The sequence below is a fragment of the Maribacter sp. C-4077 genome, assembly GCF_055378385.1.
The window spans coordinates 1,424,595-1,449,852 of the sequence record NZ_AP038807.1; the positions used below are offsets into that span (position 1 = coordinate 1,424,595).

At 42.4% G+C, this 25,258-nt stretch carries 26 protein-coding genes; 10 read left to right on the forward strand and 16 right to left on the reverse strand.

The features are described 5' to 3' along the window. Positions 1-8 precede the first annotated feature (8 nt). From ACZ41C_RS06145 to ileS, 3 genes are read right to left on the reverse strand one after another with little or no spacing between them, the layout of a single operon-like run. Positions 9-626: a hypothetical protein gene (locus ACZ41C_RS06145; RefSeq protein WP_464564952.1), complete on the reverse strand. Its 618-nt coding sequence runs from the start codon at positions 624-626 to the stop codon at positions 9-11. A 37-nt stretch (positions 627-663) separates the two neighbouring features. Beyond that, complete coding sequence (locus ACZ41C_RS06150) at positions 664-1,047, reverse strand: TraR/DksA family transcriptional regulator (RefSeq protein WP_099544332.1); 384 nt, start codon at positions 1,045-1,047, stop codon at positions 664-666. A 4-nt stretch (positions 1,048-1,051) separates the two neighbouring features. Next, positions 1,052-4,489, reverse strand: coding sequence for an isoleucine--tRNA ligase (gene ileS / locus ACZ41C_RS06155; protein ID WP_464564953.1), 3,438 nt, complete (start codon positions 4,487-4,489; stop codon positions 1,052-1,054). A 182-nt stretch (positions 4,490-4,671) separates the two neighbouring features. Here ileS and ACZ41C_RS06160 point away from each other — a divergent pair, with 182 nt between their 5' ends. Further along, the gene (locus ACZ41C_RS06160) at positions 4,672-5,025 is read left to right on the forward strand and encodes a DUF4175 domain-containing protein (protein ID WP_138256853.1); all 354 of its coding nucleotides are present in this window, start codon (positions 4,672-4,674) and stop codon (positions 5,023-5,025) included. A gap of 75 nt (positions 5,026-5,100) precedes the next feature. Here the strand turns inward: ACZ41C_RS06160 and ACZ41C_RS06165 are convergent, their stop codons facing one another. The 7 genes from ACZ41C_RS06165 to ACZ41C_RS06195 form a co-directional block, all read right to left on the reverse strand. Next, the gene (locus tag ACZ41C_RS06165) at positions 5,101-7,512 is read right to left on the reverse strand and encodes a TonB-dependent receptor (RefSeq protein WP_464564954.1); all 2,412 of its coding nucleotides are present in this window, start codon (positions 7,510-7,512) and stop codon (positions 5,101-5,103) included. 1 nt (position 7,513) lies between these two features. Next, positions 7,514-8,233, reverse strand: coding sequence for a DNA repair protein RecO (gene recO, locus ACZ41C_RS06170; RefSeq protein WP_464564955.1), 720 nt, complete (start codon positions 8,231-8,233; stop codon positions 7,514-7,516). Positions 8,234-8,261: 28 nt separating this feature from the next. After that, entirely contained in the window at positions 8,262-9,218 is a 957-nt protein-coding gene (locus ACZ41C_RS06175; RefSeq protein WP_138256850.1) for a hypothetical protein, read from the reverse strand. Further along, positions 9,219-10,199 carry an MBOAT family O-acyltransferase gene (locus ACZ41C_RS06180; protein WP_464565715.1) on the reverse strand — a complete coding sequence of 327 codons (981 nt, stop codon included), beginning with the start codon at positions 10,197-10,199 and terminating at the stop codon, positions 9,219-9,221. It lies immediately after the preceding gene. A gap of 6 nt (positions 10,200-10,205) precedes the next feature. Continuing rightward, positions 10,206-10,412 (reverse strand): hypothetical protein, encoded by a 207-nt coding sequence (locus ACZ41C_RS06185; protein WP_464564956.1) that lies wholly within the window; start codon positions 10,410-10,412, stop codon positions 10,206-10,208. 374 nt (positions 10,413-10,786) lie between these two features. Then, on the reverse strand, positions 10,787-12,130 hold the full coding sequence (gdhA, locus tag ACZ41C_RS06190; protein ID WP_138257328.1) for an NADP-specific glutamate dehydrogenase: 1,344 nt from the start codon (positions 12,128-12,130) through the stop codon (positions 10,787-10,789). Between the two features lie 170 nt (positions 12,131-12,300). After that, positions 12,301-13,467 carry a cystathionine gamma-synthase gene (locus tag ACZ41C_RS06195; RefSeq protein WP_240042642.1) on the reverse strand — a complete coding sequence of 389 codons (1,167 nt, stop codon included), beginning with the start codon at positions 13,465-13,467 and terminating at the stop codon, positions 12,301-12,303. A gap of 177 nt (positions 13,468-13,644) precedes the next feature. On the opposite strand from ACZ41C_RS06195, the gene ACZ41C_RS06200 reads away from it, so the two are divergent. Continuing rightward, the gene (locus tag ACZ41C_RS06200; protein ID WP_464564957.1) at positions 13,645-14,385 is read left to right on the forward strand and encodes a DUF3298 and DUF4163 domain-containing protein; all 741 of its coding nucleotides are present in this window, start codon (positions 13,645-13,647) and stop codon (positions 14,383-14,385) included. Here ACZ41C_RS06200 and ACZ41C_RS06205 read toward each other — a convergent pair. Next, the gene (locus ACZ41C_RS06205) at positions 14,382-14,849 is read right to left on the reverse strand and encodes a DinB family protein (RefSeq protein ID WP_464564958.1); all 468 of its coding nucleotides are present in this window, start codon (positions 14,847-14,849) and stop codon (positions 14,382-14,384) included. The genes ACZ41C_RS06200 and ACZ41C_RS06205 overlap by 4 nt on opposite strands. 79 nt (positions 14,850-14,928) lie before the next feature. Here ACZ41C_RS06205 and ACZ41C_RS06210 point away from each other — a divergent pair, with 79 nt between their 5' ends. Together ACZ41C_RS06210 and ACZ41C_RS06215 are read left to right on the forward strand one after the other, a co-directional pair. After that, complete coding sequence (locus tag ACZ41C_RS06210) at positions 14,929-15,285, forward strand: arsenate reductase family protein (RefSeq protein ID WP_272636032.1); 357 nt, start codon at positions 14,929-14,931, stop codon at positions 15,283-15,285. Beyond that, positions 15,282-16,178 (forward strand): DMT family transporter, encoded by an 897-nt coding sequence (locus tag ACZ41C_RS06215; protein WP_464564959.1) that lies wholly within the window; start codon positions 15,282-15,284, stop codon positions 16,176-16,178. The genes ACZ41C_RS06210 and ACZ41C_RS06215 overlap by 4 nt, the downstream gene beginning before the upstream one ends. 17 nt (positions 16,179-16,195) lie before the next feature. Here ACZ41C_RS06215 and ACZ41C_RS06220 read toward each other — a convergent pair whose 3' ends face one another. Together ACZ41C_RS06220 and ACZ41C_RS06225 are read right to left on the reverse strand one after the other, a co-directional pair. Next, the gene (locus ACZ41C_RS06220; RefSeq protein WP_161595303.1) at positions 16,196-16,609 is read right to left on the reverse strand and encodes a GntR family transcriptional regulator; all 414 of its coding nucleotides are present in this window, start codon (positions 16,607-16,609) and stop codon (positions 16,196-16,198) included. A gap of 286 nt (positions 16,610-16,895) precedes the next feature. Continuing rightward, positions 16,896-17,369: an acyl-CoA thioesterase gene (locus ACZ41C_RS06225; protein WP_138256842.1), complete on the reverse strand. Its 474-nt coding sequence runs from the start codon at positions 17,367-17,369 to the stop codon at positions 16,896-16,898. Between the two features lie 117 nt (positions 17,370-17,486). Here ACZ41C_RS06225 and ACZ41C_RS06230 point away from each other — a divergent pair, with 117 nt between their 5' ends. The 3 genes from ACZ41C_RS06230 (at position 17,487) to ACZ41C_RS06240 (ending at position 19,999) form a co-directional block, all read left to right on the forward strand. After that, positions 17,487-18,461: an NAD(P)H-dependent flavin oxidoreductase gene (locus ACZ41C_RS06230; protein ID WP_464564960.1), complete on the forward strand. Its 975-nt coding sequence runs from the start codon at positions 17,487-17,489 to the stop codon at positions 18,459-18,461. A 5-nt stretch (positions 18,462-18,466) separates the two neighbouring features. Further along, complete coding sequence (locus tag ACZ41C_RS06235; RefSeq protein ID WP_464564961.1) at positions 18,467-19,429, forward strand: YheT family hydrolase; 963 nt, start codon at positions 18,467-18,469, stop codon at positions 19,427-19,429. Positions 19,430-19,516: 87 nt separating this feature from the next. Further along, positions 19,517-19,999 (forward strand): c-type cytochrome, encoded by a 483-nt coding sequence (locus ACZ41C_RS06240; protein WP_138256839.1) that lies wholly within the window; start codon positions 19,517-19,519, stop codon positions 19,997-19,999. A gap of 149 nt (positions 20,000-20,148) precedes the next feature. Here ACZ41C_RS06240 and ACZ41C_RS06245 read toward each other — a convergent pair whose 3' ends face one another. Next, the gene (locus tag ACZ41C_RS06245) at positions 20,149-20,733 is read right to left on the reverse strand and encodes a TlpA family protein disulfide reductase (protein WP_464564962.1); all 585 of its coding nucleotides are present in this window, start codon (positions 20,731-20,733) and stop codon (positions 20,149-20,151) included. A 129-nt stretch (positions 20,734-20,862) separates the two neighbouring features. Here ACZ41C_RS06245 and ACZ41C_RS06250 point away from each other — a divergent pair, with 129 nt between their 5' ends. Then, positions 20,863-21,120: a hypothetical protein gene (locus ACZ41C_RS06250; protein WP_464564963.1), complete on the forward strand. Its 258-nt coding sequence runs from the start codon at positions 20,863-20,865 to the stop codon at positions 21,118-21,120. Positions 21,121-21,127: 7 nt separating this feature from the next. Here ACZ41C_RS06250 and ACZ41C_RS06255 read toward each other — a convergent pair whose 3' ends face one another. Together ACZ41C_RS06255 and ACZ41C_RS06260 are read right to left on the reverse strand one after the other, a co-directional pair. Then, positions 21,128-22,705, reverse strand: a complete 1,578-nt coding sequence (locus ACZ41C_RS06255; protein ID WP_464564964.1) for a SulP family inorganic anion transporter — start codon at positions 22,703-22,705, stop codon at positions 21,128-21,130. 81 nt (positions 22,706-22,786) lie between these two features. Next, the gene (locus ACZ41C_RS06260) at positions 22,787-23,761 is read right to left on the reverse strand and encodes a phytanoyl-CoA dioxygenase family protein (RefSeq protein WP_464564965.1); all 975 of its coding nucleotides are present in this window, start codon (positions 23,759-23,761) and stop codon (positions 22,787-22,789) included. Between the two features lie 166 nt (positions 23,762-23,927). On the opposite strand from ACZ41C_RS06260, the gene ACZ41C_RS06265 reads away from it, so the two are divergent. Further along, complete coding sequence (locus tag ACZ41C_RS06265) at positions 23,928-24,779, forward strand: AraC family transcriptional regulator (protein ID WP_464564966.1); 852 nt, start codon at positions 23,928-23,930, stop codon at positions 24,777-24,779. A 34-nt stretch (positions 24,780-24,813) separates the two neighbouring features. Next, the gene (locus ACZ41C_RS06270) at positions 24,814-25,170 is read left to right on the forward strand and encodes a bleomycin resistance protein (RefSeq protein ID WP_464564967.1); all 357 of its coding nucleotides are present in this window, start codon (positions 24,814-24,816) and stop codon (positions 25,168-25,170) included. The last annotated feature ends 88 nt before the right edge of the window (positions 25,171-25,258 follow it).

The window sequence follows — 25,258 nt, forward strand, 5'->3', positions numbered from 1 at the left end:
TAGAAATATTATTCGGTTTTGTTCAGTACGATATTCCCGGTTGTAGAATTTAAATAGTACTTATCATCTCCGTTTGGAATAGGATTTTTTAGATACGTACCATATTTGGTTTTCGCCATAATATTTCCACTGGTCGCATACACTATTATATTGCCACTTTGGGTCCTTACCTTGACTTCTCCGGAGACCTTATGAAGTTCGGAGGTTCCATCAGAAAGGGTAACATCAAGACTGGAGTAATCCCCAAATGCGACGACCCTAGCGCTCTTTCCGTACACCTCTACATCTTTGTAAGTGGGCACTTTAATCTTTAAGGCAATGGATACCACTTTGTGCGCGCTTAATTTGTCATTTGGATTTACAAAACTTGGTTGGAAACCGGCGCCAAGCACCAATGTATTACCCTCTTCCGAAACATTCATTTGCAGGTCCTCGCTATATTCCCCATCCATTTGTGCATCCACTTCTACCGCTTTCCCTTCAACAGTTTCTAAAATGACCTCATAACAGTTTTCGGCATTGACCTGGATGAGGTTGACGGATTCGCCCAACAGTACCTTGTGCACTTTCTTTTGTGCGAAACCTTGGGTTGCAATTATCAATAAGACGAACGGGAAAAATTTCACAACGGACCATTAAAAAACGCCCCGAGAGGCGTTTTGATTATTTTTGCATATTCTTGGCTTCGATACTCAAGGTAGCATGCGGCACCAATTTCAAACGCTCTTTGTTGATGAGTTTCCCCGTTATCCGGCAAATGCCGTAGGTTTTATTCTCTATTCTAAGCAAGGCATTTTTTAAGTCCCTAATGAACTTTTCCTGCCGAATGGCCAATTGGGTATTCGCTTCCTTGCTCATGGTTTCGGAACCTTCCTCAAAGGCCTTGAAGGTTGGGGAAGTATCATCTGTACCATTATTCCCATCGTTCATATAAGAACTTTTAAGAAGTTCCAAATGACTTTTAGCTTTCTCTATTTTTTCCTCTATCAATTCCTTGAACTCCGCCAAATCCTTGTCCGAGTATCTTACTTTTAAATCTTCTGCCATCTCGTTAATGTTTTGCAATAAACAATTTAGTGTTCACTTCATCGAAGGCAATTTCAGTGCCATTCTCTAAATATTCCTCAAAATTCAATTCCGCTGTCAAAGTTTCCGCTTTGATATAATTGAGATTGCTGGTCACCGCCTGTTCTACCAGACCGTCCTTTTGCATCCTAATGTCAATTCTATCGGTCACTTCAAAACCAGATTCCTTTCTTAAATTTTGGATTCTGTTGACCAGTTCCCTTGCGATACCTTCTTTCTTTAGGTCCTCATTGATGGTGATATCCAGCGCAACCGTTGTCCTGCCGGATGAGGCCACCAACCAACCTTCAATATCCTGGGAACTTATCTCTACATCCTGAAACTGTAAAATAATACTTTTATTTTCTATTTGAAGGGATAATTCGCCTTCTTGCTCAATTTTTTGGATATCTGCCTGATTTAGAGCACTTATAGCATTCGCAATTTGCTTCATTTCCTTGCCGAACTTTGGCCCCAAAGTCTTGAAATTGGGTTTTATACGTTTGACCAGCACTCCAGATGCATCGTCCAAAAGTTCAATTTCCTTTACGTTTACTTCCGATTTTATCAGGTCCGATACGGCCAAAATATCTTTTCTATCCTGCTCGTCCAAAATAGGAATCATGATTTTTTGCAGCGGTTGCCGCACCTTTATCTTTTCCTTTTGCCGTATCGATAAAACCAAGGACGATATCGTTTGGGCCTTTTGCATCTTTTGTTCCAAGGCCGAATCGATCATATTCTTGACCGTCGTTGGGAAATCTGCCAAATGGACACTTTCAAAGGGTTCCAAATTGGTAGTGGCAATCAGGTCTTTGTACAGCCTGTCCATAAAGAACGGTGCCACGGGCGCGGAAAGTTTGGCTACCGTGACCAAACAGGTATAAAGTGTTTGATAGGCAGCGATCTTGTCCTTTTGGTAATCACCTTTCCAGAACCTTCTCCTGCACAGACGAACGTACCAATTGCTTAGGTTTTCCTGTACGAAATCCGAAATTGCCCTCGTAGCCTTGGTAGGTTCATAATCTGCATAGGCATCATCGACCAAAGCGATCAATGAATTGAGTTCTGATAAAATCCAACGGTCTATTTCCGGTCTCTCCTCCACGGGTATATTTTCCTCGGAAAAACTAAATGAATCGATATTTGCGTACAGCGCAAAGAAGGAATAGGTGTTGTAAAGTGTCCCGAAGAATTTTCGCTTCACTTCAACAATGCCCTCCGGATCAAATTTTAGGTTGTCCCATGGGTTCGCATTACTGATCATATACCAGCGTGTGGCATCTGCTCCATGCTCCTTCATCGTATCAAAGGGGTCTACGGCGTTGCCCAATCTTTTGGACATTTTTTTCCCTTCCTTGTCCAGCACAAGTCCGTTTGAAACCACATTTTTATAGGCCACGGAATCGAACACCATGGTACCTATGGCATGTAGCGTGTAAAACCATCCCCTCGTCTGGTCAACACCTTCCGCGATAAAATCGGCCGGAAAGGTCTTGCCCGTGTCGATGAGTTCCTTGTTCTCAAATGGATAATGCCACTGGGCATAGGGCATGGAACCACTATCGAACCAAACATCGATGAGGTCGCTTTCCCGCTTCATGGGTTTTCCGGACGGAGAAACCAAGGTTATCTGATCAACGATATTTTTATGCAGGTCTATTCTTTCATAGTTTGCTTCGGACATATCACCAACCACAAAGTCCTCAAAAATATCCTTCTCCATCACGCCGGCTTCCAAGGCCTTTTGCATTTCGGACTTCAATTCGGCAACGGAACCAATGATCAATTCTTCCTTTCCATCGCTTGTTCTCCATATGGGCAAGGGAATTCCCCAATACCGTGATCTGGACAAATTCCAATCATTAGCGTTGGCTAACCAATTTCCAAAACGTCCCTCACCAGTTGCCTTTGGTTTCCAATTGATAGATTGGTTCAGCTCGAACATCCTGTCCTTAATATCTGTAACCTTAATGAACCAGGAATCCAGCGGATAATATAAAATAGGCTTATCCGTACGCCAACAGTTTGGATAGCTGTGAACGTACTTTTCAACCTTGAAAGCCTTGTTTTCCTCTTTAAGTTTAATTGCAATTTCTACATCTACGGAACGCTCAGGGGCCTCTCCCTCCTCGTAGTATTCATTTTTCACGTACTTTCCGCCCAGTTCCTTCAATTCTGGTCTAAACTTCCCCTGTAAATCCACTAAGGGTACAGGATTGGCATTTTCGTCCAAAACCAACATAGGAGGTATTTCCGGCACGGCCTGCTTTGCCACGAAGGCATCATCCGAACCAAATGTAGGAGCGGTGTGTACGATTCCCGTACCGTCTTCCGTGGTAACGAAATCCCCGGATATAACCCGAAATGCATTTTCCGCATTTTCATAAGGCAGTACATAGGGCAATAATTGTTCGTACTTGATGCCGACCAAATTTTCACCCTTTGTTTCCGATAAAACCTGATAGGGTATCTTTTTGTCTTCCGATTTGTATGTCAATAAATCCGATGCTTCGGATACCTCAACATATTTTCCGGCAAATTGCTTTCCGACCAAATTCTTGGCCAAAACAACATATATGGGTTCAAAAGTATATTGATTGTAAGACCTTACCAATACATAATCGATCTTAGGACCAACGGTCAAAGCCGTATTGGAAGGAAGTGTCCATGGCGTCGTCGTCCAAGCCAGGAAAAAAGCCTCTCCCGTACCCTCCAAAGGAGGGGCGACTCCAAATGCTTTGAAGATATCCTTTTCCGTTCCCCCTTTGGGGCTTAGGGGGCTTTTGAATTGGGCGGTTACCGTGGTATCCGTAACATCTTGGTACGTTCCCGGTTGGTTCAGTTCATGCGAACTCAATCCCGTTCCCGCCTTAGGCGAATAGGGCTGTATGGTATATCCCTTATAAATAAGGCCTTTATCGTAAATCTGTTTTAGCAACCACCAAACAGATTCCATATATTTGGATTTATAGGTAATATATGGGTCATCCATATCCACCCAATACCCTACTTGTTCCGTCATGGCGTTCCACACATCGGTATAGCGCATTACCGCCTTTTTACAAGCGGCATTATATTCCTCCACCGATATTTTAACGCCAATATCTTCCTTGGTTATGCCAAGTTCTTTTTCTACACCCAATTCTATGGGCAGTCCGTGGGTATCCCATCCAGCCTTTCGTTTCACCTGAAAGCCTTTCATGGTCTTGTACCTGGGAAAGATATCCTTGATGGTACGCGCCATAACGTGATGAATACCTGGCATTCCGTTGGCAGATGGCGGGCCTTCAAAAAAGACATAACTTTCCTTACCCTCCCTAGAAGAAATACTTTTTTCAAAAATATTGGCTGTCTTCCAGTAGTTTAAAACTTCTCCTGCAACTTTGGGCAAGTCCAATCCCTTATATTCTGCGAACTTCATACGAAATGCTTATGGTTCTGGGTTTTAAGCCTGCAAAATTAATTAATTTAGTTGGAACTGTTGTTCTACCAAACAATGAAATGGGTTAAATAAGAAAATCCCTGAATAGCGAAAACATGAACTTTAATCCAAAATGGGCTTCACTCCGTATATAGGTATACAAACACTAAAAAATTAACACCATGAAAAAATTAGTAGTAAGCACAATTTTAGTTTTGGCCTTGAGCATGTCTTTTGTGTCCTGCAGGGAAACGGCCGAAAAAGCAAAAGATGCCGCTAGCCAAGCGGAAGAAGCCCTTGAAGAAACCGGAAATGATCTGAAAGAAGCTGGTGAAGACGCTATGGACAAAGCCAAGGAAGCAGGTGAAAGCATGAAAGAAGCTGGGGAAAAAGCTATTGATTCCGCCAAGGAAGCAGGAGAGAATGCCCTTGACTCCGCTAAGGAGGCTGGAGAAGAGGCTATGGACAAAGCCAAAAAAATTGGTGAGGACGTAAAGAACGCAACCAAGGAAGCGGCTGATAAAATTTCACAATAAAAAACCTGTACTTTCCTTAAATGGGAAACGTAGGAATTCTGAACAAAAAGGCCCGATTGACGGGTCTTTTTTATTTTAAAAGTGGTACCCAATTCCCAATATCAAATTACTTCCAGGTGCCACGATTCCAGAGGAATACGTTCTATACCGCTGATTTGTAATGTTCTCCAAGCTTAGGGTCGCGTTCAGATTGTTCGCAATTGCATATTGGGAGCGAAAGTTCAAGGTATACCAGGATGGTGAAAAAGGATCGCCGTTTTCGTCCTTGGCATAGATATAATCCTTGGACTGTTCCGATATGGCCAGGTCATCATTGGCCACCTCTCCATTATAGTTGAGGAAAAAGTCGGTCGAAATCCTTTCCCGCTTCCATTTAACATGAAAATCGCCAAAAGTGGGAGGGGCATGCCTTGCCGGAGAATCCGTTCCGTCCTCTTCTTCTTCTATCCCTTCGGTAATGGTAAAATTGGAAGCGAGGGACCAATGGTCCGTCAAATAGGCATCCAGACCAAACTCAAATCCATACACGTACGCTTTTGCGGCATTCTGGATGGCCTGCACATTGCTCAACTCTCCTCCATATTCAATTTGGGAAACACCATTAAAGGTAAAATCCCTTCGGACCAAGGCATCTACCAAGTACGTGTAAAAGGTGGCCCCTTTGAGTACAAGCTTATCCCCAAAGTTCTTTTGTATCCCCAACTCCAAATTATATGCGTATTCAGATTCCAAATCCGGATTTGGAACGACTACCGATCCTGGTTCCGAATCAAATATTTTTCCGATATCGTCTACATTGGGTGCCCTAAATCCTGTAGACCCGTTAAACGTAATTTGTAGGTTCTGTCTTGGAAACCAACTAAAACCCAAACTCCCGGTTAATGCGCCCGTACTTACATCGGCATTCTCAAAAGGAAAGGCGTAAAAGGTACGGTCAAACAATGCGTCTATCCAAACATGGCTATACCGTAAACCGGACATGATAATAAAATTGGGCTTGGCCTTGTATTCTCCGTTCAAATATCCCGCCAGACTTTTCCAGGTAGCTCCGTCCGGATATCTGGAAGCTGCCGATGCCCTTTCCCCGGTAGCGATATTGGTGTCCAAACCTGTTGATCCAACATTGTTAAAAATAAATTCCCCGCCGTAATACAGTTTGAAATTCCCGATTTTCTTGTTTTCAAAATCCAGATTTAGGTTCAGTGCATCCACTTTTTCCTTTGTGGTATTTAAAATGGAACCTCCAAAATCCCGATTGCTCCTACTTTCTTCAAAAAACTGGTAGGCTGCGGTCAATTTCAATCCATCGTACAATTTTCCGTTGCCCTTCTTTTTTAATTGCATATTTCCCATGAACCATTTTTGGGGGCCGTAATACCACTCGGCCGACCGTAACCCCAAGCCATCCCTTGAAGGTCTAATGAGCCGGTCATATCTGGAATAGTCCGATGTTTCTGAATAATGGATTCCCAGATTCAAGTCCCAGTTAACATGGGGTCTGAATAGGAATTTCTGCATAAAATTCCTTTGATCGTAACCCGTGGGAACTTGCTTTCTTGGATTGTTGTTTGGCACAAGTACATCTTCCCCATTTCGGGTCATGACAAAATTGTTTCTCAGGTAGGAATCGGGGCCATGGCTGCCCATGGTCAAATCCTGAAAACTATTATAGGAAAAACTCGTTAAGGAAGCCCATTTCTCCTTTCCTATGTTTACATCGGCGTGAACCGTATTTTCCATATTTGCCGAGGAAAATCGGTAGTTGGCATTCCCTGAAAATTCGGTCGTCTCCTTTTGGCTTAGCGTGGGCTGCTTGGTGTAGAAGTTCATAACCCCGCCTATTGCATCGCTTCCATAAATAACGGAACCCGGACCAAAGATAATTTCGGTATTTCGGATGTTGAAGGGGTCGATGGAGATGACATTCTGCAAATTGCCTCCCCTAAATATGGCATTGTTCATACGCACCCCGTCCACGGAAAGCACCAATCTGTTTGTGGCAAAACCCCTTATCATAGGGCTCCCCCCGCCCAGCTGACTTTTTTGCACAAAAACCTTTCCGCTACTTTGCAATAGATCCGCAGAGGTCTGTGGCGTATTCAAGGCAATGGTCTGGGCGTCTATGGATACAATCTTGTTGGGAACTTCCTTTTTTTGTTGTTCCCATTTGGAGACCGACATGACCACCTCATCCAAGCGTTCAGGTCTCATTTGTAAATAAATCTTATATCCATTCTTGACTATCTGGAGTCGGGTAACTTTTTTGGTTTCATAACTCAGATGTCGCAGGGTCAACCTATCTACCTTCAAAAAAGTGGCGAAATCGAAATTTCCGTCAAAATCCGTCACACTGATTATGGTCTTATCCGGATTGAAAACTGCCACGTTTGGTATAGGTTCGCGCGTATCGCCATCCAAAACGGTCACCTGTTGTGACCATCCTACATAGCAGTATAGAAAAAAAATAAGGGGTAAAAATCGCTTCATATTAACCAAAGACCTCATGAAGAACCGCCAATGACTTGGGTTTTCTAAAACCTTGTAAGTGCAACTCGTAATACAAAACCAAGGATTGGAGCAGTTCTTGCCTGTTGTTCTTTCTCATTTTTATCGTGTTAATTGCATCAAAATTTATGCCTAAAAATGATTTGAAAAATAAAAGATTTTCTCCCGATAAAATAGGGTTTAGAGATGTAGTAGCTACAAATTCGCCCTCCAGCAAGTCAAAATAGGAAGCATCCATATTGTTCACATCTGGGTAAAACCCTAAGTATTTGGTCAGTAGGATCAAAAAGTAGAGATGAAAATTGGCGGTTTCCGTATGGATATCCAACCATTGCAAGGCCGCTTCCAAAAAATGGAAAAGTTCTGGGTTTGCCTCTTCCTCATGGATGCTATTGGCCAGCATTTCCGCCAAAAATAGCGCCATGGCGTTTTTCACAATGTTGGTATGCAAATCTTGATAATGGTAATGCAGCCTTGCCTCCTTAACATTTTCCAAAGATCCTTTATTTCTGTGGTTGGCAACAAGCTCCAATTGCGTCAAGGGCTGAAACAGGGCCTTTTTTACCTTTCCTTTTTTAGTGGCCAATATTCCGCGAAGCAAATATGATTTTAGACCATCGGATTCCGTAAAAATCCGAACGATCAAACTGGTATCCCCATATTTAATGGAAGTTAGAACGATGCCCTTGGTGGTTACCTGCATTCAAAAAGGTTTTTTACAAAGATATTCTTTACTGTGCTATGGAATCGTTGGCCCAATTTTTGGAATATTCCTGTAAAATAACGTTTCCAATATTTTGGGTATAGTGGTGCTTATCCAACCAATAACACGGACTCATTCGCATTAATTTGGCACCATAAGGTCTAAAAAGCTTAAAACCCTTGTTCTCCAAAGTTTTCAAAAGGTATTCGAACTGCATCCTTCTTTCGGTGGAGTTTACATAATTTTCAAAGGAGCTGGGATGTACCAAAAATGTCAACTGGATGCCCTTTTGCCCGCATAAGGATCTAATTTTTTCAAGGATTTCAATCTGTGAAGAAAAATCCAGCGGCTGTATGGGTGCTGCATGCGGGAAATCTACAAGTTCCAAGTTTTCATGGGAAATACAATCGGCTTCATAGGCATTGTGTGCGTAATAATTGCCATCGGTATATATATCATGCTCAATATACTTTTTACTCAGATCGGCCCCCAGAATTTTTTTGATGGAAATGGGCAAGAACAGAAACTCCCATTGGATTTTATCCTCTTGTAAGTTCACGAACTTACGAGAGGCGTCGTTCTCATGCGAGCTAGTTCTTTCATAAATAACCCCTTCGTCCATGCCTAAGATTATGTTATTTACTTGAACACCGTTTTCAAGCAGCAATACAAGGCTATTGTAGAATTCCTCTGGGGTTCCCAGGGAATAGGTCATATTGTACCATGAATCTTCTGAAGTATTCAATTGGTTCACATGAAGAACGCCTCCCTTGGAATTGGAAAATAAAAAGCTGTTGAACTTTTGAGGGTTTTGAAGGACAAAATTCGTTTTTAAACTATGCTCATTGGGACGTATAGCCCTGAATTCCCTTCTATTTCCAAAAATTCCATAGGGGTCAATAGTGTAATTATAGATGCTCGTGGCCGAGAAATACGTTAGCACCGTCAAACCAAAAAAAGCCGCCTTTTTGAGAAATGCCTTCATCTAAAACTGAAAATAAATGAATTGACTGGAACTTGTATTCAAACTGATCAGATATACCACGACCAGGATAACTATGACTTCTACGAGGCCGAGTATTTTTTTATTGACCGATTTTAAAAAGGGAAAATTGAGCCGCTCGTCCTTTCTAAAGATCCAATCCAAAAACAACAGGGAACCCACACTGTACAATCCGTTTTTATAGATAAGCGGAAAATCGAATTTTGTAAACATAAAGCTTATATATTCCAAAGCCGATGTCAAGGATGCACTGCGGAAAAAAACCCAGGCCAGTACCACCAAGAAAAATGTAAGTAAAACTTGACCCAGTTCCTTCAGTGTTGGAAACCAAGAATTTTCCGCGACGATGTCACTGGTATATGTTCTGTTTCGCCCCGAGATATAACTTGGCACGAACAGCAGGGCATGGACACCGCCCCACACCACAAAGGTCCAATTGGCACCATGCCATAAACCACTGACCAAGAATATAATAAATACGTTCCTCAGTGATTTTAATTTTCCTTTACGGGAACCGCCCAGGGGAATATAGAGGTAATCCCTAAACCAGGTGGATAGGGATATGTGCCATCTGCGCCAAAATTCCCCCACGTTCCGTGAAAAGTAGGGGAACTTGAAATTGGACATCAATTCGATACCGAACAATTTGGAAACCCCAATCGCGATGTCTGAATATCCACTAAAATCACAATAGATCTGAATGGCAAAATAAACCGCTCCCAACCAGAGAACACCGCCCCCAAAATCATGGTAATTTAGAAAGATATCGTCCACTTTGAGGGCCAAAACATCCGCAATTACCACCTTTTTCACCAAGCCCCATAGAATGAGCCGCAACCCCTGAATACCATTTTCATACGAAAAAGTCCTTTTTCCCAATATTTGTGGAAGCAAATTGGAGGCCCGTTCAATAGGTCCTGCAACCAACTGCGGAAAGAAGGAAACAAAGGCCGCGAAGGAAATGAAGTCCTAGGTAGGCACTAGTTTGTTTCTGTATACATCAATGGTGTAGGACATGGTCTGGAAGGTATAGAAGGAAATCCCTACAGGAAGTATGATGTTGAGCGACCATGTATTTTGTGTCTGATACCCCACACTGTTCAATAGTTGGATCCATGAATCCACAAAAAAATTGAAGTATTTAAAGAACGCCAATAGCCCAATATTAAAGGCCATACTAATCCCAAGTAAGACTTTTTTGCGGGAAGCCTTCGTTGTTCCATGAATCTGCAAGCCTACAAAATAATCAACGAGGGTAGATAAAATTATAAGGGACAGAAACCTATAGTCCCACCATCCATAAAAGATGTAGGAAGCCAACAGCAACAATATATTCTGATGCCTGATCTTTTTGTTGAAAACGAACCAATACAGCCCGAAAACAACAATCAGAAAAACCAAAAATTCAAAAGAATTGAATAACAAGCCCCTGTTTTAAGGGTCAAAAATAGGTTAAAATATGATGCTACCTATCCAAACTGATTCTAAGCCATAACAAAAAAGCCTATCCTAAAATTAGGATAGGCCTTTAAGTACAATATTGAATTCGTTTAAATAACCCCTTGGGCCAACATGGCATCCGCAACTTTCACGAACCCAGCGATATTGGCACCTTTTACATAATTGCAATAGCCATTTTCCTCCATACCGTATTCGATACAGGAGTCGTGTATATCAGACATAATGCCCTTCAAACGCTCATCGACCTCTTCGCGGGTCCAACTAATACGCAAGGAGTTTTGGGACATTTCGAGTCCGGAAGTGGCAACACCACCTGCATTGGAAGCCTTTCCTGGGGCAAAAAGGATTTTTGCATCGTGGAAGGCATGGACGGCATCGGCGGTACAGGGCATATTGGCCCCTTCGGCAACACATATACAACCGTTTTCCAAGAGTTTTTTGGCATCCTCTTTATTCAACTCGTTCTGGGTGGCACAGGGCAGGGCAATATCGCATTTAACGTCCCATGGAGTTTTACCATCGTGATATTTGGCATTAGGGTATTTCTTTACATACTCAGAAATACGTCCCCTTTTGTTGTTCTTTAGATCCATTACGAACTTCAGTTTGTCCGTATCGATTCCATCGGAATCATAGATGTAACCACCTGAATCCGATAGGGTTACGACCTTACCGCCCAATTGGATTACCTTTTCGGCAGCAAACTGGGCTACGTTACCAGATCCGGAAATCACCACCGTTTTGCCGTCAAGATTTTCGTTTTTGGTTTTCAACATGTTTTCGGCAAAATAAACCGTACCATAACCGGTAGCCTCAGGACGAATTTTGGAACCGCCCCATGAAAGTCCTTTCCCAGTCAATACCCCGGTAAACTCGTTCCTAATTTTCTTGTACATCCCAAACAAGTATCCAATTTCCCGGGCGCCAACGCCAATATCACCTGCCGGCACATCGGTATTAGGTCCAATATGTCTGTTAAGTTCCAACATAAAGGCATGGCAGAAACGCATTACCTCATCGTCAGATTTTCCCTTGGGGTCAAAATCGGATCCCCCTTTACCGCCCCCCATGGGAAGGGTGGTCAAACTATTTTTGAATACCTGCTCAAAAGCCAAAAATTTAAGGATACTGGCATTTACCGTTGGGTGAAAACGCAAACCGCCCTTGTACGGACCAATAGCGGAATTCATTTGAATCCTATATCCCCTATTTACATGGATTTCACCTTCATCGTCAACCCATGCCACCCTAAAGGAAACCAATCGTTCCGGTTCCACCATTCTCAAAAGAATGTTCTTTCCGTTGTAAATTTCCTGTTCGGCAATATAAGGTATAACGGTATCCGCTACTTCCTGAACGGCTTGGATGAATTCCGGTTCGTGCCCGTTTCGGGCCTTCACCTCATCCATGAATGCATCTATTTTTGCTTGTATTGAGCTCATTAATGTCGTTTTAAATTATTGAATTCAAAATATATCGGCAAAATTATGTTATTATTATAATTATAAACCTAAATATTTCATAATACGCTAAAAATTATGGTATTTACGACAAACATTTAATATCCCTGAAAAATAAATAGGGTTTCCCTACAAATACTACATTAAATGAGCGATTCATCCAAAGCTTGCGATAAATCCTCAATTAGGTCGTCAACATCCTCAATTCCAACACTCAGACGTATCAAAGCATCTGCTATACCAGCCTTATCGCGTTCCTGTTTGGACATACTTCCATGGCTCATGCTTGCGGGATGCCCTACCAAACTCTCCACGCCGCCCAAAGATTCCGCCAACGTGAATATTTTTAGCCTTTCCACAAATTGTAGGGTCACTTTATAATCACTTCCTTTTGGTACAAAGGATAGCATCCCACCAAAGTTCACCATCTGCTTTTTAGCGATGTCGTGATTGGGATGTTCCTCAAATCCGGGCCAATACACCGTATCTACCTTGGGATGCTTTCGCAGAAAATGTGCGATGGCCTCCGCATTCTCACAATGCCTTTGCATGCGGACATGTAAGGTCTTAATGCCCCGTAACACCAAAAAACTGTCCATGGGTCCGGATACGGCACCGCTGGCATTTTGGATAAAATACAATCTCTTGGCTAGTTCTTCGTCCTTTACCACCAAGGCCCCCAAAACCACATCACTATGGCCCCCCAAATATTTGGTGGCCGAGTGCATAACGATATCGGCACCAAGGTCCAAGGGCTTTTGCAGATAGGGCGTGGCAAAGGTGTTGTCAACCGCCAACAATAGTCCGTTTGCCGTTGCTAATTGGGAAACCGCTTCAATATCGATAATGTTCATTAAGGGATTTGTTGGTGTTTCCAACCAAATCATTTTTGTTCTCTCATTTATTTGATCCTGAACAAGGGAAACTTCTTCCATATCCATAAAATGAAAAACGATGCCATAATTTTCAAAAATTTTCTTGAACAGGCGATAACTGCCCCCATAAAGGTCGTTGGTGGAAATGACCTCGTCACCCGGATTTAATAACTTTAATACCGCATCGATCGCTGCCAAGCCACTGGCAAAGGCCAGTCCGTAATTTCCATTTTCTATACTGGCCATTGCGTTCTCCAAGGCCGTTCTGGTAGGGTTCGCACTTCTTGAATACTGAAATCCCCTGTGGTTACCTGGAGAAGTTTGGGCAAAGGTCGATGTTTGATAAATAGGCGGCATCACGGCACCATAGGCCTTATCGGGTTCTTGACCTCCATGAATCACCTTACTGTTGAATCTCATTTTATTGGCAGCCATTCTTATTATTATTCCTACAAATGTATCGTTATCTTTTTTGGATTACAATGAAGCTTTACATTTGTCGTAGTTAGAACTACAAGCATGAAATCCTCATAGAGGGAACTTTTATGTTAAACTACATACTTCTACCTAAGGAACTATTTAAAATCAAGCTATGAACCTACTATTAAACGCATGAAACGACTACTTTCCTTATTCCTATTTAGCCTGATATTCATGGGTTGTAAAAATGACAACAGCCTCGTTTTTGAACCTTCCAATTTTGGGAACGAGCCCTGCGCCAACTGTGCCTCGGTAAGCATTTCCATACCAAAGGCCATAGGCAACAAGAAATTAGACGAAACAATCAACACTGCCCTAAGGGAAGAAATTATTTTTATCCTAAAATATGACGATGCAGTGGATGCCAGTTCCATCGATATGGCGATAAAATCGTTCCAGAACGAGTTTGCCAAATTGAAGGAAAAGTTTCCCGAGGAGTCCACGCAATGGGAAGCGTCCATCAATGGGGAGGTAACCTTTGAAAATGAACGGATGTTGACCATCCGCTTAGATTATTACCTATTTACGGGTGGAGCCCATGGCTATGGCAGTATCCGCTTTTTGAACTTTGACAAAACAAAGGCAACGGACCTTAACAATGAGGAGCTTTTTAAGGATATATTGGATTTTGAAGGTTATGCAGAAGCTAAGTTTAGGGAGCAAGAAGGTATTTCATCCACAGAATCCATTAACAGCACGGGTTTCATGTTCGAAGAGGATATGTTTTACCTACCCGAGAACATGGGCTTTACCAACGAAGGCCTACAATTGTTTTACGAACAATATGAAGTGGCCTCCTATGCGGATGGCCCCATCATATTGACCTTTCCCTTTGAGGAAATCCAAAAGTTCCTTACGCCACAGACATTTTAGGAACCTTGTTTCAAAAGTCTTCTTTGGGTCATGATGGTCGCCATGTGCAAACCTTCATGAAACAGGTTAAAATTGATGGCATCCTGGAGGGTATCCAACTGAAAGCCGGCACTTGTGGTATATGGTCTGTACTCTTTGAACAAACCTTCTTCCAAATCCTGTTTGGTCCATGTAATGGTGGAGATCAGAAAATCGGCAACAATCTTAATTTCCTCATCGGTCGCGTTCCCGTCCGGGGCGGTACCCTTCATAAATTTTTCTACAAGAGCATCTGGGACCCGCATTTGGAGTCCGCTGAACTTATATACCAATATCTGTTGCGTAACGACAACATGGGCGATGTTCCACCAGATGTTGTTCCTAAAGCCGCTGGGTATCTTCAACAAATCCGCTTTTGGGGTCTGTGTTAGAACCTGGTGCAAATGTTTTCTATTTTGTAAGGTAATCGCTAATTGACTTTGCAAATCGATTGTATTTAAATGATGCCTAAAAATAGCACATTTAATCAGATTTGGGTTTCTTTGTGTTTCAATTCTATACAAGATGGGAAAAAAAATATACCACCTAAGCACCTGTAATACCTGCCAAAAAATTCTTAAGGAACTGGAACCCTTGGATGGATTTGAACTCCAGGATATAAAGTCGGCACCTATTACCGAAGCACAACTGGAAGAAATGCATTCCCTATCCCATAGTTACGAAGCGCTGTTCAGTAAGAGGGCCATGCTCTTTAGGCAAAGAGGCCTGCACGAACAGGAACTTGGGGAAACGGATTATAAAAACCTGATTTTGGACCATTACACCTTTTTAAAGAGACCTGTCATCGTTGTGGACAATGAAATTTTCATTGGCAACAGTAAAAAGACCGTAGAATCGGCCAAAGAAGCCATTCATTCGTGAGCCGAAGAACGCTGGCCCTACTGGCCGCATTGGGAGCCACCACCATTTACGCCCTCAACCACACCATTGCCAAAGGGGTAATGCCCAATTATGTGCAGCCCTTTGGGTTTATAATGCTTCGGGTGACCGGTGCGGCCGTATTGTTCTGGGTTTTCTCCGTACTGGGCCCTAAGGAAAAAATTGCGAAAAGGGATTGGGGCCGACTCGCAATCTGTTCCATTTTTGGAATGGTCATCAACATGTTGGCCTTTTTCAAGGGACTTCAGTTGTCCACGCCCATAAACAGTTCCGTTTTGGTGACCATCACCCCAATTATCGTTGTGATTCTGTCAGCTGTATGGATACAGGAAAAAATAACATGGCAAAAAGCGTGCGGTATCCTCATGGGTTTTGTAGGAGCTATTTTACTAATCTTAATGGGAGCTGAAAGTCGACAGGACGCCCCAAATATTCCGTTAGGAAACATCCTTTTAATCGTAAATGCCACTGCTTACGGTACGTATCTCATTCTAGTTAAAAAACTCATAGAAAAATACCATCCCTTAACTTTGATGAAATGGCTTTTTACCATTGCGGTTATTGTCAATTTCCCCATTACGTTTACCGAGGTGGCCGCCATAAAATGGTCTTCAATACCTCCGGAAATTTATGCATCAATTGCATTTGTTGTAATTGGCACCACTTTTTTAACTTATTTATTCAATGTTTTTGCGTTGACACAGTTAAAGGCATCATCTGTAAGTGCCTTTACCTACCTTCAACCTTTAATAGGTATTTTATTTGCCATAGGAACGGGAAAGGACAGCTTGAGCGCGATAAAAATGGCGGCCGCACTTCTTGTTCTTGCAGGAGTCTATCTAGCCAGTAGAAAACCAATTAGGGCCAAAGCCTAATTAAAATCGGAAAATTATTAAAGAACAGATAATCTACAACGCTCAAAGTGTTCTTGCATGAGTTCCGCAGCTTTGTTGGCATCCCTGTTATGCACGGCAGAGACTAAGTCCAAATGTTCCTGTAATATTTCCATAAGTGGACGCGTAAATCCTATAAGCTCCAAGGTAGGCCAGAAGTTAGATTGATTGAAGAGTTTTATTAACAAATCGTTACCACAGTTGATTACGATAAGCTCATGGAATATTCGATAAATTTTATGGAAAACATAACCGTTCTGGGGTCCCTTTTCAAAAGGTACCATCAAGTTTCGTAAATCGTCTATCCTCGCCTGTGGCGCCCTCAATGTAAAGAGCTTAATTGCTTTTGTTTCCAACGCAATTCTACAATCCAAAATATCTATGATCTCTTTTGTACTAACTTCCCTGATCATAATTTTCTTGCTTGAATTGAGGGTGACAAATGACTCTTTGCAAAGTTTATTAACAGCCTCATTTAAGCAATCGATATTTGTATTTAAGAGTTGTGAAAGTTTGATTTGACAAATAGGTTCACCGGGAAGTATCCCTTTTGTTACAATTAGTTTACGGAACTTTGTGTAAACTATTTCGGAACACTTGACTGCCTGTTCTATCATTAGATAAATTATTAAATTAAATCCTACTAAAACAAACTGCCATTCCGGGGGAAGAATGTAGCTAAATTCTTAAAAGATAAATCTATAAATTTTTGGGAGTTTTGGAAAATTTACGGGTATCTTCCTTGGACAAAATTCGAAAGCCCTCGCCCTTTTCCACATTCTTAAAAGTAACTAGAAAATCCTCCGAAAGTCCCGTTAGCTTTCGAGTTTTTAAATCCATCCAGGCACCCATCATTTCACAATGAGCAAAGTTTTCCCCTTTATGGTTGTAAAAGTTGTGATGAAATTCAAAAAACTTGGCATCCTCGCTCATACCCATAATTTCCATAGACACTTTAATGGGCTTTCCAGGAAAGGCTTCCTTGAAGTAATAGATATGCTCGTAAAATACAACGGGTCCTATTTCATGTTTTGCCAAGGTGCTATGGTCAAAACCAATTTCCATCAAAAAGGCCATACGGGTGTGGCTCATATAATTTAGGTACGCCGAGTTTGCCAAATGTCGATTGGCATCCACATCGCTCCACCGTATCTCAAAATCTTTCAAGTACATTCCGAATCGTTTTTTGTTATGCATGCATAATACCTCATAAAAATACCATAGTTTTGGTTAAACAAACTAGATTCGTTCCGCTTTTTTACTTAAATTTTGAAATCAACAAAAAATATTATGGCATCAAAAGCACCTTTTATCCAAAACCTGTCCTTACCCGTAATCGCCGCCCCCATGTTCCTCATTTCCGGGCCACAACTGGTCATAGAATGTTGTAAAAATGGGATCGTTGGCACTTTTCCGGCATTGAACCAGCGTACTAGCGAAGGATTCGAAGCATGGTTGATAGAAATAAAATCGGCCTTACAGGAATATGAGGAAGAAACCGGAAAAAAAGCGGCTCCCTTTGGCGTAAACCTCATTGTCCATCAAACCAATCCAAGGTTGGAGGCAGATCTAAAACTATGTATCAAACATAAGGTACCATTGATCATTACCTCCTTGGGTGCGGTATCCCAGGTTGTGGATGCCATACACAGTTATGGCGGATTGGTATTTCACGATGTCATTAAAAAAAGACATGCCGAAAAGGCCGCGGAAGCAGGGGTGGACGGACTTATTTTAGTGGCGGCCGGGGCAGGGGGCCATGCGGGCACCATCAATCCTATGACCCTGGTATCGGAAATTAAAAAATTCTATACCAAAACCATTATCCTCTCCGGATGCATAAGTACCGGGAGGGATATTGCATCGGCCCTTCAAATGGGTGCGGATTTGGCCTACATGGGTACCCGATTTATCAATACCGAAGAAAGCAAGGCAACTCCAGAATATCGGGAAATGATCATAAATGCGGGCGCGAGCGATGTTATCTATACAGCGGCGATATCCGGTGTGCATGCCAATTTTTTAGGCGCAAGTCTAAAGGCAGCAGGGATTACCGAGGAAGATTTAAAAAAAGATACTAAAATAGACTTTGGGAAGGAATTGGATACAGAGGCCAAGGCCTGGAAAACCATTTGGTCCGCCGGTCAAGGGGTAGCCACGATCGAGGACACGCTACCCGTCTCCAAATTGGTGGCCAATTTAAAATCAGTATTCAAAAAGGCGATCGAGGAACAGATCAAAGTGTTGGAAATATTTCCGAAGTAATCAATATGCCCCTAATTTCTTCAAAGTATAATCCTCCATTACTGTTCAGGCACAGTCACTTTTCCACCATTTATAACGGACTTTTCAGAAAGGTAACGGGTTTAACCCAAGTCCGGGAACGGATCCTGCTTTCGGACGGTGATTTTTTGGATTTGGATTGGAGTTATGCCACCATCCCTTCAAAAAAGGTCTGTATCATTCTCCACGGTTTGGAAGGGGATGCCCAAAGGGCCTATGTGCAAGGTGCGGCCAAGATTTTAAGCGATAACTCTTTTGATGTCTGCGCCATAAATCTCAGGGGGTGCAGCGGCGTACCCAATGAACGTTATCGCTCCTACCACTCCGGGGCCACGGAAGATCTCCAAGATGTTATTGACCATATTTTGAGGATGGACAGGTTTACACAAATATATCTTTACGGGTTTAGCCTGGGTGCTAACCTGCTTTTAAAATATTTGGGCGAAAATGACGATGTTCCAAAGGAAATTAAGGGCGCGGCGGCCATTTCGGTGCCTTGTCAATTGGCAGATTCGCTCGCACAATTGTTGCAGTTTAAAAATGTTTTGTATGCCAAGCGATTTAAAGGGAACCTCATCGAAAAATTAAAAATCAAGGAGGAATTATTTCCGGATAAAATTGCCAAAAGGGATATTAAGCGCGTAAAAACCCTGAAGGATTTTGACGATATTTATACCAGTAGAGCCCATGGATTTAAGGATGCCATGGATTATTACGCAAAATGTAGCTGTCTTCAATTTCTACCTTCCATTACCGTTAGCACTCTAATCGTGAATGCCGCCAACGACTCCTTTTTGGGCAAAGCCTGTTACCCAGTGAAAGAAGCGGAACATAATAAAAACATTCATTTTGAGATACCTAAATACGGGGGACATGTGGGTTTTTATGGGGACAGGAACATTACGTATACGGAACAGCGCTCCTTGGATTTTTTTAATACGTTAGTTTGATCGGGGCTTATTAAAAAACTCCCCTAACAAATAAAAATTCATATCTTAGTCCTTCCAACAATTATTAAGATTAAAATCATAAAAGAAATGCGAAAATTATTCACCTTATTGGCCCTTGGCGCCTTGGTAGTAAGCTGTGGCGAAAAGAAAGAAGAAAAGAAGGATGGTTTTGAAATGAACCGTACCAAGAAAGAGGAAATTAAGGCTACGGAAACCAGCGGTGGTGTCCCCGTGGATATGGACAACAAAGGTGTAGGGCCCATAACCAGTGTCGAGTTTGGCGATGAAATCGATGCCGACCTTGCCGCAGCGGGCGAGGAGAAATTCCAGGCCATTTGTACCGCTTGCCACATGGCGGAACAACGTATGATCGGTCCTGCCTTGAAAGGGGTGTATGAAAGAAGGAGTCCGGAGTGGGTAATGAACATGATCTTGAACCCAGATGGGATGCTCAAGGAAGATCCTATTGCCAAAGCATTATTGAAAGAGTACAACAACGCCATCATGCTGAACCAAAACCTTACGGAAGATGAGGCAAGGAGCGTAGCCGAATATCTTCGTACCTTATAATTATGGCTGAACCTATAAACAGAAACCCTTTCTAATTTTTGGAAAGGGTTTTTTTATTGGCTCTGCCAAAGGGTTTAATACATAGGGCTAATCTCGAAATTGAAAACTTGATTATAACGAAATCCTCCTGGGCTTGCCCCGTGAGGTAGTTATTTTGCCGATGCTTCACGTTCCGCAATCAGCGCATCCATTAGGTTTCTGACTTTTTTGCTGTTCCAGTTGGATGCTCCTTTTTCCTTGACAACAATTTTTCCCGTGTGGTCGATGATATAATTTGTAGGTATGGTCTTTTCATAAAGGTCCTTTGGAGGATTCATTTTGGAAACCACGGCAGGTACTGAAAAATTCCTCTTCTCCAAAAACAAATTTATTTTCTCCGGATGTTCATCCGAAATCATCAGAAAATCAATCTTGTCCCCATAATGCCCATACAAGGCATCGATACTGGGAAGTTCTGCGATACAGGGCGGGCACCAGGTTGCCCAATAACTTATAAACGTTATGTTTCCATCACCCACTTTAGTATTGACCGATTCACCTTGCAAATTTTCAACTTCATAGATAAAGGGTTCCAATTGTATTTGTTCCTTTTCAGAGGCTAGACTTGGTGAAAACAGTTCTACCTTTAACCTGTTGACCATGACCATTATGGGAATCCTTGTTTGGGGAATAATCAGCAATACAATGAACACGCCGAATAGTACATCACCAATTTTAATCGTCGGTTTTTTCAACTCTTCACTTTTTAAACGTACAGTCCCGATAATTAGACGAGGCCTTAAAAAGAAATTACACCTGTAACAAAAGTCGTGAAATCGTCACTAGTAAAGAAAGTATTAATTATGGGTTCCGCAAGTCAACCAATGTTAGTGATAAATGCCAACAGGGCACTGTTGAAAAAAAGACGAACCTTCAAGGACATCCGTGCGGAATATGAGAACCTGTCAAGTAAGACCGAGTTAAAATTCAAGGAGCTTACCCCATTTCAGCAGCAAGTGATAAAGAATAGGATACGAAATCAGGCTAAAAAAGATACTTTGTACAACCTTAAGGTAACAATCATCAGTATTCTGATAATACTTTCAATTATCGTATTTCTCTATGTAAGATTTATGATATAATTGCTTGCTAGAATTTATCGGCCACTACCTTGTATGTGGGGTCTTCCATCACGTTCACATCGATGATCTCATCGGCATTTTTAAGCAGACGGATACAGTCCTTGCTCAAATGTCTTAAATGTACCTTCTTGCCTATCTTGGCATATCGCTCCGTAATCTTGTTCAAAGCCTCGATGCCCGACATATCGGCAACCCGACTTTCCCTAAAATCGATAATGACCTCGTCCGGGTCATTGGGCACATCGAACTTTTCGGCAAAAAGCGTCGTAGAACCAAAAAATAAGGGGCCGTATATTTCATAATGCTTCACCCCGTTGTCATCAACATATTTTCTGGCACGGATACGTTTGGCGTTCTCCCAAGAATAGGCCAATGCCGAAATTATAACTCCCAAGAGAACGGCCACGGCCAAATTGTGGGTGATTGCGGTAATCAAGGTAACCAGGACCATCACGACGACATCGGATTTTGGCATTTTCCCAAACGTTTTAAAACTGGCCCACTCAAACGTTCCGATCGCCACCATGAACATCAAGCCCACCAAAGCGGCCATGGGCAAACGCTCTATCAAACTGGAACCGAACATAATAAAAACCAACAACATAACGGCGGCGGTAATTCCTGATAATCGGGCCCTGGCCCCAGCCGAGGTATTTATCAAACTCTGTCCGATCATGGCACATCCTCCCATACCTGAAAGGAAACCGGACATAATATTGGCCGTTCCCTGCGCCACGCATTCCCTGTTTCCGCTACCACGGGTTTCCGTTATCTCATCGATGATGTTCAAGGTCAAAAGACTTTCGATCAGACCTACACCGGCAACAATGGCCGCATAGGGAACAATGATCTTGAATGTCTCCAGCGTAAAAGGTAACTGGGGAATGGAAAGCGGTGGAAAGCCTCCTTTGATACTCTCGCCTTCGGCCATGATATCCGCCACTTGCATGGTATCGATACCAAAACCTAATACTATGGCTGAAACTACTAAAATGGCCACCAAGGAAGATGGAACGGCCTTGGTCAATTTGGGAAGGCCCCAAATGATGAGCATCGTTAAAAGCGTCAAACCCAACATAATGTACATAGGACTTCCGCTCAGCAAATTACCTGTAGTCTTATCATAAAAATTGGGGAACTGGGCCATGAAAATTATTATGGCCAAGCCGTTCACGAAACCGAACATCACCGGGTGTGGTACCAATCGGATAAACTTACCCAATCTTAAAAGGCCGGCACCAATCTGTAAAACCCCGGCTAGGATAACGGTTGCAAAGACATAATTCAAAATGGTCTCTGGCTCGATTCCCGGAAAGTTGAGTTTCAGCTCCAAAATCAGCCCCACAAAAACAACGGCTACGGCTCCGGTAGCCCCAGAAATCATGCCCGGTCTACCACCAAGAATTGAGGTGACCAAGGCCAATACAAAGGCGGCGTAAAGTCCGGTCAAGGGAGAAAACCCCGGAATCAGTGCAAAAGCAATGGCCTCTGGCACCAAGGCCAAGGCCACTGTGAGTCCGGAGAGGATTTCCGTTTTATAATCTACCTTCTGCTTAAAATCGAACAAATTCAAATACTTTCGCACGTCTTTTTATTTTAAGGGCGCAAAAATACCATTATTTGCGGGATACCCTAGAAACCGAATGATTATTAACGATTTGGCAACCTACCAAGCCTTCAGTCCCAATAATTTTTCCCCTAGCGGCGTTAATTTGGCGGTTTCGTATTTGGTCTGTTCCCAGTTTCTGGGATCCCCGGGAAAGGCATAGCCCTCGGGGGCCACCCTATTTTTCCAAGAGTTTATCCTCCAATTTTTCAAGGCTTCGTTATCCTCCTCGGCAGGCATCATGGAAATATACTGAGCAATACGCACTTTATCCCCGGAACGATTGGGCCTGATTCCATGCGGTTCCGTGCTATTAAAGATCAAAAGGTCGCCCGCCTCCATTTTTACTTTCACGATTTTATCCTCGATCCCGGTTATGTCCGGTTGGAAACGGTCACGGTCCTCAGGTTGGGTCAGTTTCCAAGTGTCATAATTTCGGTATAACCAAGGAATGCATTGAAAACCGCCCATGTTTTCATCGGTTTGGTCAGCCAAAGCAAGGACGCCTTGCACATTTTGGGGCCTGGTCTCCGGGTCGTAATCCCAATGAATAAAACCTTTTTTGTGTTCTCCTTCGCGCTGCGGAAAATTAAGGTTGGCCCGATCTATGGTCACCCAAAGTTTTTCGGTACCCCAAACATCCACAAAGGCATCATAAACCCTTTGGGTCTGGCGGTTATCCCAAAGGTATTGGTGGTTATATACTTCAACCATGCCCGTTCCGGTAAGTTCCTTCATTTTCATTTCGGCCCGTGGAGGCGCATACCAGGTGCTTTTCTCGTTGGGGTCCTTCTCATCGAACTCCCAGAGAAAAGCGGCCGTTCTCTGGGCCTGTTCCTTGGGAACGGCATTCTTAATGACTATATAGCCGTTGTGTATCCAGAACTTCCAATCTTCTTCAGATAAAACTCGTAAGGGTTTTCCGTTGGAGCGGTCGTTCAATTGTTGCTTGCTGCTGGTAGCGGTGGATGGATTCCCAGGGATATCCTGATGCGCCATGTTGCCCATGGCTACCTTTTCCTTAGACTGTTGCATATATTTTCTATTTAATTGATTGTTAATTACTGGGATAAAACTAGTGGGAATTAACTTTGGATACCACCGTAATATTGACGATGATTTGAACTATTTTAACTATAAAAAAGAATTAAAACTATTAGAATATCAATTTCGTTTATATTTAACACCCAATTGATGTGAAATGAAAGTCCAACTAGAAAGTATAAATCCCAATTCCAAGAGTCCGTTCCGGTTGTTGCACGATCCCAAACTGAGTCATCTCTTCTATTGGCATTTTCACCCGGAACTGGAACTAGTTTATATTGAAGGAGCCGATGCCAAGCGACATGTAGGCGACCATATTTCCAACTTTACCGGTAGCGACCTAGTGCTCATTGGTTCCAATATCCCCCATTTGAATTTTGATCATGGTGTTACAACATCGTACCGAAAAGAGGTACTTCATATAAAACCAAGTTTTAAGGAAAACGTATTGAACGACTACCCGGAGCTCAAACAATTGGACCGACTATTAGATCTTTCCCGTTATGGTGTAGCTTTCTCAGGAAAGACCAAGGAGGAAGTGGGCGGGCTTATGAAAACCCTTCATGAACAGGAACCCTTTGACTTTTTTATGTCCGTGATGCACATCCTGAAACGTCTTTCGCAGAGTACAGAATTTCAACTATTACATAAAACACCCTATGTTAACCCCCTCAAAAACAAGGAACAAAAACGGATGCGAAAGATATATGCCCTTATTAACGAACGATATCAAGAAAAGATAACCTTGGAGGAGGTTGCCGATGTTTGCGGACTGACCAAACCTGCTTTTTGCCGTTATTTCAAAAAGACCACAGGAAGCACCTTTGTTTCCTTTTTGAACCAGTACCGCATCAGTCAGGCAAAACGATTGTTGTTGATGGGGAAAAATGTGGGCGAAGCCTGTTTTGAATGTGGCTTTGAAAGCCTCTCCTATTTTAACCGAAGCTTTAAGAAAATTACGGGCGAAAACCCATCGGTGTTTAAAAAGGGGTATAATCTTGACTGCTAAATGACATATCTTAACTAATGGAAAAATAAATACTATGCTCAGCGACATCCATCCAAAGCTCCCCATGCGGGACAAGTCCATAACGGGTGAATATTATATCGAAAAATTGGGTTTTGAAAATTTAGGTACTTCCAATTACCCAGATTATTTGATGTTGGTCAAGGACAACATTCAAATCCATTTCTTTCTTTTCAAGAATCTGAATCCTTTGGAAAACTACGGTCAGGTCTATATAAGATGTAACGATATAGATGGGCTTTACCAATCGCTGTTGGACCATAATGTGGCCATTCATCCCAATGGAAAATTACAGATAAAACCATGGGGACAAAAAGAGTTTTCCCTTTTGGATCCAGATAATAACCTGTTAACGTTTGGACAGTCCATTTGATTGTTTTAAACAGTTGTTTTACAGGGATTTAAAATTCAAACAAAAAATCCCAACGCATCAATTTTAAATCTACCTTCGCGCGAAAAAT

Coding starts and splice junctions, on each gene's coding strand:
- ACZ41C_RS06150 (WP_099544332.1), bottom strand. CDS start 1,047: ATGGCAGAAGATTTAAAAGTAAGATACTCGGACAAGGATTTGGCGGAG.
- ileS (WP_464564953.1), bottom strand. CDS start 4,489: ATGAAGTTCGCAGAATATAAGGGATTGGACTTGCCCAAAGTTGCAGGA.
- ACZ41C_RS06160 (WP_138256853.1), top strand. CDS start 4,672: ATGAAAAAATTAGTAGTAAGCACAATTTTAGTTTTGGCCTTGAGCATG.
- ACZ41C_RS06165 (WP_464564954.1), bottom strand. CDS start 7,512: ATGAAGCGATTTTTACCCCTTATTTTTTTTCTATACTGCTATGTAGGA.
- recO (WP_464564955.1), bottom strand. CDS start 8,233: ATGCAGGTAACCACCAAGGGCATCGTTCTAACTTCCATTAAATATGGG.
- ACZ41C_RS06175 (WP_138256850.1), bottom strand. CDS start 9,218: ATGAAGGCATTTCTCAAAAAGGCGGCTTTTTTTGGTTTGACGGTGCTA.
- ACZ41C_RS06185 (WP_464564956.1), bottom strand. CDS start 10,412: ATGGCCTTTAATATTGGGCTATTGGCGTTCTTTAAATACTTCAATTTT.
- ACZ41C_RS06195 (WP_240042642.1), bottom strand. CDS start 13,467: ATGGCTGCCAATAAAATGAGATTCAACAGTAAGGTGATTCATGGAGGT.
- ACZ41C_RS06200 (WP_464564957.1), top strand. CDS start 13,645: ATGAAACGACTACTTTCCTTATTCCTATTTAGCCTGATATTCATGGGT.
- ACZ41C_RS06210 (WP_272636032.1), top strand. CDS start 14,929: ATGGGAAAAAAAATATACCACCTAAGCACCTGTAATACCTGCCAAAAA.
- ACZ41C_RS06220 (WP_161595303.1), bottom strand. CDS start 16,609: ATGATCAGGGAAGTTAGTACAAAAGAGATCATAGATATTTTGGATTGT.
- ACZ41C_RS06225 (WP_138256842.1), bottom strand. CDS start 17,369: ATGTACTTGAAAGATTTTGAGATACGGTGGAGCGATGTGGATGCCAAT.
- ACZ41C_RS06230 (WP_464564960.1), top strand. CDS start 17,487: ATGGCATCAAAAGCACCTTTTATCCAAAACCTGTCCTTACCCGTAATC.
- ACZ41C_RS06235 (WP_464564961.1), top strand. CDS start 18,467: ATGCCCCTAATTTCTTCAAAGTATAATCCTCCATTACTGTTCAGGCAC.
- ACZ41C_RS06240 (WP_138256839.1), top strand. CDS start 19,517: ATGCGAAAATTATTCACCTTATTGGCCCTTGGCGCCTTGGTAGTAAGC.
- ACZ41C_RS06250 (WP_464564963.1), top strand. CDS start 20,863: ATGTTAGTGATAAATGCCAACAGGGCACTGTTGAAAAAAAGACGAACC.
- ACZ41C_RS06260 (WP_464564965.1), bottom strand. CDS start 23,761: ATGCAACAGTCTAAGGAAAAGGTAGCCATGGGCAACATGGCGCATCAG.
- ACZ41C_RS06265 (WP_464564966.1), top strand. CDS start 23,928: ATGAAAGTCCAACTAGAAAGTATAAATCCCAATTCCAAGAGTCCGTTC.
- ACZ41C_RS06270 (WP_464564967.1), top strand. CDS start 24,814: ATGCTCAGCGACATCCATCCAAAGCTCCCCATGCGGGACAAGTCCATA.